General features: G+C 71.2%; 10 protein-coding genes and 4 pseudogenes. 9 read left to right on the plus strand and 5 right to left on the minus strand.

All coding sequences use genetic code 11. From position 1 onward, the window contains the following. The first annotated feature begins 205 nt into the window (after positions 1-205). Positions 206-628 carry a hypothetical protein gene (locus AOK11_RS11725; protein ID WP_055593615.1) on the plus strand — a complete coding sequence of 141 codons (423 nt, stop codon included), beginning with the start codon at positions 206-208 and terminating at the stop codon, positions 626-628. Between the two features lie 22 nt (positions 629-650). Further along, positions 651-1763, plus strand: a complete 1113-nt coding sequence (locus AOK11_RS11730; RefSeq protein WP_055593616.1) for a glutamate--cysteine ligase — start codon at positions 651-653, stop codon at positions 1761-1763. Positions 1764-1882: 119 nt separating this feature from the next. Here the strand turns inward: AOK11_RS11730 and AOK11_RS44735 are convergent, their stop codons facing one another. The 5 genes and pseudogenes from AOK11_RS44735 to AOK11_RS46725 form a co-directional block, all read right to left on the minus strand. Beyond that, positions 1883-2116: a transposase gene (locus tag AOK11_RS44735; protein ID WP_240497302.1), complete on the minus strand. Its 234-nt coding sequence runs from the start codon at positions 2114-2116 to the stop codon at positions 1883-1885. Positions 2117-2723: 607 nt separating this feature from the next. Beyond that, entirely contained in the window at positions 2724-4391 is a 1668-nt protein-coding gene (locus AOK11_RS11735) for a multicopper oxidase family protein (protein ID WP_055593617.1), read from the minus strand. Positions 4392-4572: 181 nt separating this feature from the next. Continuing rightward, positions 4573-5568 carry a RecB family exonuclease gene (locus tag AOK11_RS11740; protein ID WP_420902982.1) on the minus strand — a complete coding sequence of 332 codons (996 nt, stop codon included), beginning with the start codon at positions 5566-5568 and terminating at the stop codon, positions 4573-4575. Between the two features lie 9 nt (positions 5569-5577). Continuing rightward, positions 5578-5885, minus strand: a pseudogene (locus AOK11_RS46720) (DNA repair protein RadA); the annotation flags it as partial. Between the two features lie 165 nt (positions 5886-6050). Next, a pseudogene (locus tag AOK11_RS46725) lies at positions 6051-6254 on the minus strand (hypothetical protein); the annotation flags it as partial. A 251-nt stretch (positions 6255-6505) separates the two neighbouring features. Here AOK11_RS46725 and AOK11_RS11750 point away from each other — a divergent pair. The 7 genes and pseudogenes from AOK11_RS11750 to AOK11_RS11775 all read left to right on the plus strand — a co-directional run. Beyond that, positions 6506-7051: a crossover junction endodeoxyribonuclease RuvC gene (locus AOK11_RS11750; protein ID WP_055593626.1), complete on the plus strand. Its 546-nt coding sequence runs from the start codon at positions 6506-6508 to the stop codon at positions 7049-7051. Then, complete coding sequence (gene ruvA, locus AOK11_RS11755) at positions 7048-7674, plus strand: Holliday junction branch migration protein RuvA (protein ID WP_055593620.1); 627 nt, start codon at positions 7048-7050, stop codon at positions 7672-7674. Before AOK11_RS11750 ends, ruvA begins: the two co-directional genes overlap by 4 nt. Positions 7675-7688: 14 nt before the next feature. After that, positions 7689-8753, plus strand: coding sequence for a Holliday junction branch migration DNA helicase RuvB (ruvB, locus tag AOK11_RS11760; RefSeq protein WP_055593621.1), 1065 nt, complete (start codon positions 7689-7691; stop codon positions 8751-8753). Between the two features lie 117 nt (positions 8754-8870). After that, positions 8871-8986: pseudogene (locus AOK11_RS41665) on the plus strand (DNA replication/repair protein RecF); the annotation flags it as partial. Between the two features lie 294 nt (positions 8987-9280). Continuing rightward, on the plus strand, positions 9281-10201 hold the full coding sequence (locus AOK11_RS11765) for an ATP-binding protein (RefSeq protein ID WP_055593622.1): 921 nt from the start codon (positions 9281-9283) through the stop codon (positions 10199-10201). Beyond that, complete coding sequence (locus AOK11_RS11770) at positions 10198-10710, plus strand: hypothetical protein (RefSeq protein ID WP_055593623.1); 513 nt, start codon at positions 10198-10200, stop codon at positions 10708-10710. Before AOK11_RS11765 ends, AOK11_RS11770 begins: the two co-directional genes overlap by 4 nt. After that, positions 10710-11272, plus strand: a pseudogene (locus AOK11_RS11775) (hypothetical protein); the annotation flags it as partial. The gene AOK11_RS11770 and the pseudogene AOK11_RS11775, both read left to right, overlap by 1 nt.

Below are 11272 nucleotides of genomic sequence, written 5' to 3' on the forward strand. Positions count from 1 at the left end.
GGTCGCCGATGGGATCGCTCAGCGGCTGCGTGAGGCCGTCGGCGAGATCCTCGACGACTACGTCGCCGCGGACAGAAGGCGCCCGCCCGGCCGCCCGTGCCGGCCGCCCGTGCCGGCGGCCCGCCCCACCTGCCCGCCGACGCGGAGTGGCCCGCCCTCGAGCCGCACGCGGTGACCGTCGCCTGCGCGGCGCTGCTCCACAGACGTGCTGGACATCGACTTCCCGACGGACGGGAAGCTGGTGATATTCGTCGATGTCGATGTCGATGACGACCCGGACGCCGTCGTTCTCCACGTTTCCTCGGACGTCGAAACCGTCGAGCGCAGCGCGCAGTACTCCGCCGAGGGCGAAGAAACGGTGGAGAGGACCGTGTACGAGCGGATAGCGACCCAGGTAGAAGATCCCTTCGCCTTGTGTCTTCCGGAGTGGTGGTGTCTTCCGGCTGTCCTAGGCTGTAATGTCCCCGACTCGGCAACCGTTCAGCAGCCTGCCTCGGAGTCCCGGGCCGTCGGCGGACGCATCGAGGCCCCACTGCCGTCGGCAGCGGGCCCGGCGGCCCCTCCAGGCATGGCGCGTCGTCGCGGGGGCATCTGCCTGCCACGATCCGGGCGGGACCGGAGACTGTGAGCAGGAGACAAGGGGCGACGGCATGCGAAGCGTGGGTGTGGAAGAGGAACTGCTGCTGGTGGACCCGAACAGTGGTGAGCCGGTCGCCGTCGCCGGCGCGGCGCTCGCGGCTGCCGACCGCCGGACCTGGCAGCACGGCGGGGACGGGGCGAAGGACCACCAGTTCGAGGGGGAGCTGCAACAGGAGCAGATGGAGTTCGCGACCGAGCCGGTGACGGAGATGGGCCGGCTCCAGGAGGAGATCACCCGCTGTCGTGAGGAGGCGGCGCGGTATGCGGACACTGCCGGTGCGAGGGTGGTGGCTGTGGCGACTTCGCCGTTGGCTGTCGAGCCGTCGTTGAGCACCGGTACCCGTTACCGGTGGCTGGGTGAGCAGTTTGGGGTGACGGCTCAGGAGCAGTTGACCTGTGGCTGTCATGTGCACGTGTCGGTGGACTCCGACGAGGAGGGTGTGGCTGTCCTGGACCGCATACGCCCGTGGCTGGCGGTTCTGACGGCGATGAGCGCGAACTCGCCTTTCTGGCAGGGGCAGGACACCGGCTACGGCAGCTATCGCAGCCGGGTGTGGAACCGCTGGCCGTCCGCCGGGCCGGTCGAGATCTTCGGATCCGCCGACCGCTACCACGAGCAGGTTACCGCCATGGTCGAGACGGGGGTTCTCCGCGACGAGGGCATGGTCTACTTCGATGCCCGGCTCTCCGCCTCGTATCCCACCGTGGAGATCCGTGTGGCGGACGTGTGCCTGGACGCGTCTGCGCCTGTGCTGCTGGCCGCGCTCGCGCGTGCCCTGGTGGAGACGTCCGCCCGGGCCTGGCAGGACGGGGTACCGCCGGACAGGATCGGGGCGGGTCTGCTGCGCCTCGCTTCGTGGCGAGCGGGACGCTCGGGTCTCGACGGTCCCCTCCTGCACCCCGAGACCATGCGCGAGACCTCCGCTGCCAGAGCGGTGCAGGCCCTGTACCAGCACGTTCGCGAGGTGCTGGTGGACCACGGCGACGACGATCTCGCCCGCGAGGGCATCGCCCGCCTCCTGGAACAGGGCAGCGGGGCGCGTACGCAACGCCGACTGCTGGCCGAAGAGGGCGATCTCGCCCGTGTCGTGGCCCGCTGCGCCGACTTGACCACGAGCAGCTGACGTCCTTCCGCTGCACGGCTTCGTTGTCGTCAGGATGAGAAGACACACGGGGTTCTGCGCCTGACGGGTTCGTGCACGGTAGGCGCTGAGACGTCGTGGGCTTCGGCCGGGGGCGATGTTCACATCTGCCGTGTCCGGATCAGGTCCGCGGCCTGCTGAGGGGAGAGCGAGCCCGCGACGGCTTGGAGGAGGTCGCGCATGTGCTCGCGGCAGCCGGGGCGGCGGGCCGGTGCCCGCCGGTTCTTCACGCGGGAGACGAGGTGCTCGACGCGGGCGCGGACCTTGCGGTGCTGCGCGTTGCCTTCTTCCTCGGCCTTGAGCAGTGGCCGTTCGGGGCGTCTGCGATGCGGCACGCGACGAGGCCGGTGTTGATGTAGGCGCCGTCGCCGAGCACCGTTACGCCCTGGCAGTGCCCGGCCGGACCGGAGTCCCACCGGGCTTCGGCGTCCGCGGTGGCGCCGGGCGCCGGACCGGCGGTCGCCACCACCGGGCGCGGTCGGCGTCCACGATCCACAACCGCTCGGCCGCATCCTGCGGGGCCCGTGTCGGCTCGAGCGCCAAGTGGCGGACCGAGCCGCTGGATCACCCGGCACACGGTCACGGGCGAGACGCCGGACAGCGGGGCGAGCTGCCGCACGGTGAGGTCCGCGCGGTGGTACACGACCACCCGGCAGCCCCCGCCCGGCCGACGGAAGCCGCCAGAGCGGCCCCACCCGCAGCCGTCACCGCCGCGTTCCCGGACCGCTTTGAGCAGCCGACCGAACTGATCGCCCCGCAAGCCGGTGAACGTCTCCACCCACACCCGCTCAGCCCTCAACACCCCGTCCATGCAGGAGAGATGCCCTGATGCCGACTTTCTGCAGCACGCTTCAGGCGCGTAGCCGTACCGCGGACGTTCCGCCACAGGCGCGTCTCCGCGGTCTCGAGTACCCGCAGCCGGCAGGAAAGTCGACGCCGTCGTCATTTCAGGTAGCCGAGGTTGGTCATCATTCCGGATTCGGAGTGGTACTGGTTGTGGCAGTGGAGCATCCACAGGCCCGGGTTGTCGGCGTTGAACTCGACGACAAGTCTGTGATGCGGCAGTACCAGGGAGGTGTCCTTGCGGGCTCCGGCCGCATTCATGCCGGTGAGGGCGAAGGTGTGGCCGTGCAGATGCATGGGATGCCACATATCGGTGGTGTTGATGAGAGTCAGGCGGACCCGTTCTCCCTCTCGGACAGGGTGGCGTTGTTCGATGGAGTAGGGCTGATGGTCGAAGCTCCAGTTGAACTTCCTCATGTTGCCGGTCATTTTGAAGCGCAGCTCGCGGTCCGGGGGGCGGTCGCAGAGGGCTACGGATTCGGTCGGCACGAACAGCCTGGCCGGCACGAACCGGCCATCGAGCTCTTCCGGATGTGCGGAGTGTTCAGGGAGGCTTCCGCTGCCGGTGCGCAGGACTGCCAGAGCCCTCGCGTTCTTGCCTTCGGCGAGCGCGACCAGCGGGAACACCCCGTCCTTGGCGGTGATGAGCACGTCGTAGCGTTCGGCCATGCCCAGCAGCAGTGTGTCCGTCTGCTTGTGCTCGACCGGGTAGCCGTCCGTGTGCGTCACGGTCATCTCGTGGCCGCCGAGCGCCACCCGGAAAGCCGTGTCGCTCCCGGCGTTGATGATCCGCAACCGGATCCGGTCCCCGGGGCGGGCCCGGAAAACCGAAGGGGCTTTTGGAAGGCGGCCGTTGATCAGATAGTACGGGTGGTCGACATGACCGCCCGCGCTGCGCAGCATGTCGCTGTGCCCCTTCCGCAGGACGCGGGAGGGACCGACGGGCTTACCGGCGGAGCTGCCGTGGCCGGAACCGTCATGTGCAGTGCTCTCACCCATGTCCATCTGGACGCTTTTGCCGTTGTGCAACTGCGCGAGCACGCCGTCCGGAGTGGAGCCGTCCACGCCGTCCAACCAGTCGTCCAGGACGACGACCCATTCCTTGTCGTAGGACAATGGTTCCTTGGGGTCCTCGACGATCAGAGGGGCGTACATGCCGCGGTCGAGCTGCATTCCCGAGTGTGAATGCAGCCAGTACGTGCCCGGATGCGACACGGCGAAGCGGTAGGTGAAGTCCGCGCCGGGCTTGATGGAGGGCTGGGTCAGGCCCGGTACGCCGTCCATGTCGCAGCGCATACGGACACCGTGCGAGTGCAGCGTCGTCGTTACGGACAGGTGGTTGACGAGCGTGAGATTGAGAATGTCACCCGCGGTGATCCGGATCTCCTTGCCGGGCAGCGTGTCACCGTACGCCCATGACCTGACAGTCCGCCCGCCCAGGTCGAAGGACGTCTCGGTGGCAGTCAACGTGAACGTGCGCAGGGGGCCGGACCCGCGTTCCCTCTCGGCAGCGACGACCTCGGGGTCGGACGGGTTCACGTATCCCTTGGGTCCCTTGGGAACGAAACCACTGTCGCGGTGGCCGGGGTCCCTGGCCCCTGAGCGGGTGTCGGTTTCGGAGGGTGAACCGGACGCGGGATGGGGACCGGGTCCGGAGTGCGAGCCGGGTCCGGAGTGCGAGCCGGGTCCGGAACAGGCGGCCAGGACTCCCGAGCCGATGGCCGTGATCGAGGCGCCGAGCAAGGCGCGCCGCGTATGTGAGTGCATGAACCTATAACACATGTCTTATAGTCATATTTGCGGTAATTGGATCGGCGCGTCCCGCGATTCGCCTACGTCGCCCAACGAGACTCCCGTCGGAACCCCGCGGGAAGGCAGCCGACAGGAGGATGGGTGGCGTACTCCGCCGCCGGTGCCGGTCCAGCACCCCAGCAGGTCTTGGAGGGCGTCAGGCCGGACCGCTGTGCTCGGGTCGACGGTCCTTCTCTGCCCCTCCTCCGGCGAGCCGCTCCCGGGTGGGCGGTTCGGCCTCGGCGGGCGCTGTCGGGTGCTCGTTGTCCCCCATGGCCGGGACGGTGGCGACGGCCAAGGGGTAGGGCGGCGGGGTGCCGCCGAACGCGGGGCAGAAGGCCTGATAGCCGCACCAGTCACAGAATCGGCTCGGGCTGGGGTGCCACTCGCCCGTCGCCACCGCCCGCTGGATCGCCGCCCACAGCGCCCGCAGCTTCCGCTCCACCGCCCGCAGGTCCGCCTCGTCCGGGTCGTACGTCACCACGTCGCCGCTGCCCAGATAGACCAGTTGGAGGCGGCGCGGGACCACCCCGCGCCGCCTCCAGAGCACCAGGGCGTAGAACTTCATCTGGAACATGGCCCGGTGCTCGAAGTCCGGCGGGGGCGCCTTGCCGGTCTTGTAGTCCACCACGCGGACCTCGCCGGTCGGGGCGACGTCCACCCGGTCGATGATCCCGCGCAGCTTGAGACCCGACTCCAGCACCGTCTCCACGTACAGCTCGCGCCCGGCGGGCTCCAACCGGTTCGGGTCCTCCATCCGGAAGTACTGGTCGAGCAGCTGTTCCGCCTCGGCCAGCCAAGCGGCCGGCGCCGCGCCGTCCGTGTCCTCCGGGAAAAGGCCGGCCAGCTCGGGCCGCCTGCCCAGCAGCCGCTCCCACTCCGGGCGCAGCAACGCGCGGGCACGGTCCGGAGTGCGCCGCCCGGCCGGCACGTCGAAGAGCCGCTCCAGCACCGCATGCACCACAGCGCCCCGGGCCGCCGCCTCGCTCGGCGGCTCCGGCAGCTTGTCGATCACCCGGAGCCGGTAGCGCAGCGGGCAGGTCATGAAGTCGTCCGCGCGGGACGGCGACAGCGACGACGGCGTCCTCGGGGCGGGCCGAGGTGCCGAGGGCGGGGCCGCGTCCGGTGCGGCGGAGCTCTCGGACGGGGACACACTCCGACCCTACGCCGGGCCTTTCCCGAATCCACCGGGCCGGTTCCGAGGCGATCGGTCCGGTGGGTCCGGCGGGTTCGGGGTGCCGGCCGATGGGCGGGACAGCACCCGCAAGGCCTTTTCCACGCCGGCCGCCTCGGTGACCTTCATCCCCGCCGGGGCCTTGCCGGGGTCAGGGCGACGAGCGCACGGGTGAAGTCCGGCCGGGCCGCCTCGGCCGGCCGCCGCTGCGCGCCGGTGACTCGCCGGACCTCGCCGGCCAGGCCCACCTCGCCGATCGCCACGAGGTTCTTCTGCGGCGGGGTGTCACTCGTGGCGCCGGGGACCGGGCCGCCGTCGAGTACCCGGTCCAGCCCGGGCACGCTCGTGCTGAGGGCGGTCGCCGAGCGGCCGTCGACCTGCGCGACGGGCCGTGCGGGCGTGGTGGCCCGGCTGGGCACGGTCGTACGCATCGGGCGCGCGCCGCCGGACTCCTCGAGGGTGTCCCACGCCTGGCGCTCGGGGCACCGGCCGAGCCGCTTGGCGGTGGTCCGGCCGCACTCGGCGCAGCGGAAGGACGGGCGGTGGGCGATCGTCGTACGGCTCCCGGCGGCCACGCCCTCTCCGCGGCGGCGACTTGTGACCGGGCGGTCAGGGCGGACGAGCGGTCTCCGGTCCCGCGTGACCGTCACACCTTCATCGCACATCTGTTCGAGCTACTATGAAGTCCAGGGTCCGCCGGACATATGTGGAAATCCACGCATTGCCGGCCGGATCCCACGGAACATCTCCCCATGTCCGCATCGAGCTTCGCAGGCGGACTCCGTCTGCGTCGCGCGATATGCCCGGAGGGCCCGCCCTGCATCCGCGGAGTGGGCTCACCCCCCGACCAGCGCCAACACGACCCAATGACAAGCGTGGCTCGATCATGAAGACTTCGCCCGTCGGAGAGGGCGCCGTGCGAGTGCTCGGCGTGGACCCGGGGCTGACCCGCTGCGGCCTCGGGGTGGTCGACGGCGCGCCCGGAGGACCGCTCACAGTGACGGCCGCCGGCGTCCTCCGCACCCCGGCGGACGCGGAGATCGGCCACCGCCTCCTCCTCATCGAGCGCGGCATCGAGCGGTGGCTGGACGAGCACCAACCCGAAGCCGTCGCCGTGATGCGGGTGTCCAACCGGTACAACGTGCGCACCGTGATGGGCGCCGGGCAGGCGAGCGCGGTCGCGATCCTGTGCGCGGCCCGGCGCGGCCTGCCCGTCACCTGGCACACCTCCAGCGAAGTGAAGGCCGCAGTCATCGGCGGCGGAGGTGCAGGCAAGGCCCAGGTCGGCGCCACGGTCACCCGGCTGCTGCGGCTCGACGCCCCGCCCGAGCCGGCCGACGCCCTGGCGCTCGCCATCTGCCACATCTGGCGCGCCCCGGCGTTGAACCGCCTGCAGCAGGCGCACGCCGTCGCCCGCACCGCTCCCGCACGCGCACGACTTCGGAAGGACACGATCCGATGATCGCCTTCGTCAGCGGCCCGGTTGCCGCGCTCGCCCCCGACACCGCGGTCGTCGAGGTCGGCGGCGTCGGCATGGCCGTCCAGTGCACGCCCAACACCCTGTCCGGGCTCCGCATCGGCCGGCAGGCCAGACTCGCCGTCTCCCTGGTCGTGCGCGAGAACTCGCTCACCCTCTACGGCTTCGCGGACGACGACGAGCGGCAGACCTTCGAGCTGCTGCAGACCGCCAGCGGCGTCGGGCCGCGCCTGGCCCAGGCCATGCTGGCGGTGCACACCCCGGACGCGCTGCGGCGCGCGGTCGCCCAGGGCGACGAAAAGGCGCTCACCGCCGTGCCCGGCATCGGCAGGAAGGGCACCCAGCGGCTGCTGCTGGAGCTCGCCGGCCGGCTCGGCGAGCCGACGGGGGCCGCCGCGACCAGCCACCCGGCCGGCGCCGCCGCTCCCGAGCCCTGGAGCGAACAACTACGCGCGGCGCTGGTCGGCCTCGGATACTCCGCGCACGAGGCCGACGAGGCCATCGCCACCGTCACCCCCGCCGCCGAGGCCGCCGCGGCCGACGGCGCCGCCCCGAAGGTGTCGCAGCTGCTGCGCACCGCCCTGCGCACGCTGCACCGCGCCCACTGAGAGGAGTGGACCGCATGACCCGGGACGAAGCCGAAACCGCCGCCCTCATCGAGCGGTTGGTGGGATCGGTCGCCGACGGGGAGGACCAGGCCGTCGAGGCCGCCCTGCGCCCCAAGGACCTGAACGAGTTCATCGGCCAGGAGAAGGTGCGCGAGCAGCTCGACCTGGTGCTGCGCGCGGCCCGCGCGCGGGGGGCCACCGCCGATCACGTGCTGCTCTCCGGTGCCCCCGGCCTCGGCAAGACCACCCTCTCCATGATCATCGCGGCCGAGATGGAGGCCCCCCTCCGCATCACCTCGGGGCCGGCCATCCAGCACGCGGGCGACCTGGCCGCGATCCTGTCCTCCCTGCAGGAGGGCGAGGTCCTCTTCCTCGACGAGATCCACCGCATGTCCCGGCCCGCCGAGGAGATGCTCTACATGGCGATGGAGGACTTCCGCGTCGACGTCATCGTCGGCAAGGGCCCCGGCGCCACCGCCATCCCCCTCGAGCTGCCCCCCTTCACCCTGGTCGGCGCCACCGTACGGGCGGGTCTGCTGCCGCCGCCGCTGCGCGACCGCTTCGGCTTCACCGCGCACATGGAGTTCTACGAGCCCACCGAGCTGGAACGCGTCGTCCACCGCTCCGCCCGGCTGCTGGAGGTGGAGACAACGTCCGAGGGTGCCGCGGAGGTCGCCGGCCGGTCGCGCGGCACGCCCCGCATCGCCAACCGCCTGTTGCGCCGCGTCCGCGACTACGCCCAGGTCAGGGCTGATGGCGTGGTCACCCGTGAGGTCGCCGAGGCGGCCCTGGCGGTCTACGAGGTCGACGCCCGCGGTCTCGACCGGCTGGACCGCGCGGTGCTGCAGGCGCTGCTCAAGCTCTTCGGCGGCGGACCGGTCGGGCTGTCCACGCTCGCCGTCGCGGTGGGGGAGGAGCGGGAGACCGTCGCGGAGGTGGCCGAGCCCTTCCTCGTACGGGAGGGGCTGCTCGCCCGCACCCCGCGCGGACGGATCGCCATGCCCGCCGCGTGGGAGCACCTCGGCCTCGTCCCGCCGCGGCAAGGTGGTCCCGCCGGCGGGCGGGAAGGCCCGCACTGAAGAGGATCGCCGCGCATCCAGTTCGGTGGCCACGTCGTCGAGAACAAGAAGCAATCACCACCCACGTGCAGGGAGGCCGGCGGCGTCGAGCCGCAGCATGACACGCGCGTAGGGCACCTGTCGCTCGCCGACTTCCGCCGTACGCCGGGGTCGAGGTCCCGCTCGCCCCGGGCGTCACCACTTTCGTCGGCCCCGACGGCCAGGGCAGGACCGACCTCGTCGAGGCGGTCGGCGATCGGGTCCGGTCCTTACCGGATGCGCGCCTCGGTCGATCCGGCCGCGGCACTGGCGCAGACGCACTCATTTCGAGCCCCGATACGGACATAAAGGTTGTCAGTAATTTTTTGTGAGCAAACTGTTGATTTGCGCCTCTCTTCGTGCCTAGCGTGGGACTCCAAGCAATTTCGAACTGACATTCGAACGGAGCCCTCGGCCCTGCGGGTGTACGTCTTGCCGGGTGAGGACGGTGTCCTGTCCCTCCCCGAGCCCACCCCGAACCGCCGTCGGATGCGCCAGAGGAGAACGGCGTGAACAGCTTCACCTTCATCCCCGCCACCAAGGAACAGGCCAAGGCCCGCATCGCGCTCACCGGGCCCACCGGGTCGGGCAAGACCTACACCGCACTCGTCCTCGGCACCGGGATCGGCGACCGGATCGCCCTGATCGACACCGAGCACGGCAGCGCTTCCAAGTACGCCGACGAGTTCGCCTTCGACACCCTCCCGCTCACGACGTTCGAGCCACCCGCGCTCGTCGAGGCGCTCGCGGTGGCCGCCCACGACGGCTACGACGTCGTGATCGTCGACTCGCTCTCGCACTTCTGGTCCGGCTCGGGCGGGATGCTGGAGCAGGTCGACAACGCCGCGAAGCGCATCGCGGGAGGCAACACCTTCGCCGGCTGGAGGGAGGCCCGCCCCCTGGAGCGGGCGATGATCGACGCCCTGCTCGCCTACCCCGGCCACCTCATCGCCACCATGCGTACCAAGACCGAGTACGTCGTGGAAGCAGACGAGCGCGGGCGCAAGGTGCCGCGCAAGGTCGGGCTCAAGCCTGAGCAGCGGGAGGGCATCGAGTACGAGTTCGACATCGTCGGTGACCTCGACCACGACAACACCCTGGTGATCTCCAAGTCCCGGGCGAAGCCGCTCTCCGGGCTCGTCATCCGCAAGCCGGACGCGGCGTTCGCCGAGGCCGTCCTGGAGTGGCTCAACGCCGGCAAGCCCACCCCGAGCGCGTCCGACTACCTCACGACCGCCACCGCCCCGCACGCCACCTACGAGGAGCTCCGCGGCCTCTACGAGGAGGTGCGCCGGCACAACCTGCTCGCCGCCGCCGTCCTGGACCCCGCCGGGGGATCGACCACGCTGGGCGAGCTCATCGTGCGCCGCGGCACCGAGGCGAAGAAAGAGGCCGGAAAGGGGACCGAGCAGAAGGGTGAGGCCGCGTGAACCTCCGGGACCGCGCCACCCGGGTCGTCGTGCTCAGGGTGCTGCGCGACGCGGTGGAGGCCGAGTACCGGGCCGAGCGCCGCGCGGTTCTCCACGGGCTGCGCGCGGCTCGCGCCGAGCTCGCCCTCAAGTCGATGCGGGTGACCCTGCCGGACGACACCCCGATCGCCACTCTCACGCTCATCGACCCCCAGCCGACGGTCGTGGTCGCCGACGAGAACGCCTTCACCGCCTGGGTGGCCGCGAACCACCCCGGCGAGGTGGAGACCCTGGTCCAGGTGCGCCCCGCCTGGAAGCGGGAGTTCTTCGGCCGGCTCGCCTGCTTCGGCCCGGTCGCCGACCCGCACACCGGCGAGGTGATCCCGGGACTGGCGGTGGCGCCGGCCCCCGAACCGCGTTCGTTCAGCCTGCGGCCCGTGCCCGGCGGAGCGGAACGGGTCGCCCGGGCTTGGGACACCGGCGAGATAGACCTGCGCCGGCTGCTCGCCCTCGGAGGGGGAGAGACGTGATGACCACCACCACAGCGCGCTCCGACAGGGACTCGCCCGCCACCCTGTGGTTCCTGATCTCACAAGCCGGTCACCTCACCTGCGGCCGCTGGAGTCTCGGGAACGACGGGCGGCTGCGCTGCGCCTGCGGGACCGTCCTGTACCTGTACCGGCAGCCGGCGGACGAGGCGGAAAGCGGGGCACCGGCGTCACCCGGGACGTTCCCCCGCGGAAGGGAGGAACGGATGACGCCGGCTGAGACCGCGGGGCTCACTGCCCTGGTCGCGGCGATGTGCCCGGCGATGCATATGGAGGAGACCACGACGGACGCCTGGCACCTCCTGCTCGCCGACCTGGACGTCGCCGATACACGGGAGGCCGTGACCCGGCTGGGCCGCAGCCAGTCCCACATCGACGCCGCCGACATCCGCGCCGAGGTGCACGCGATCCGGGAGGAGCGGCTCGCCCGCGACCCGCTGCCACTTCCGGACACCGACCCGGACGACCCGCACCGCTATCGCGCGGAACTCCTCGCGATCGTGACCGCGATCGCCTCGGGACAGCGCGTCAAGCGGACATCCGC

The organism is Streptomyces hirsutus, assembly GCF_001418415.1.
In the GTDB taxonomy this organism is placed as follows: Bacteria; Actinomycetota; Actinomycetes; order Streptomycetales; family Streptomycetaceae; genus Streptomyces; species Streptomyces hirsutus.

Excerpts from the sequence above, each read along its gene's own strand:
- AOK11_RS11730 (WP_055593616.1), top strand. The coding sequence starts at position 651 with ATGCGAAGCGTGGGTGTGGAAGAGGAACTGCTGCTGGTGGACCCGAAC.
- AOK11_RS11735 (WP_055593617.1), bottom strand. The coding sequence starts at position 4,391 with ATGCACTCACATACGCGGCGCGCCTTGCTCGGCGCCTCGATCACGGCC.
- ruvA (WP_055593620.1), top strand. The coding sequence starts at position 7,048 with ATGATCGCCTTCGTCAGCGGCCCGGTTGCCGCGCTCGCCCCCGACACC.
- ruvB (WP_055593621.1), top strand. The coding sequence starts at position 7,689 with ATGACCCGGGACGAAGCCGAAACCGCCGCCCTCATCGAGCGGTTGGTG.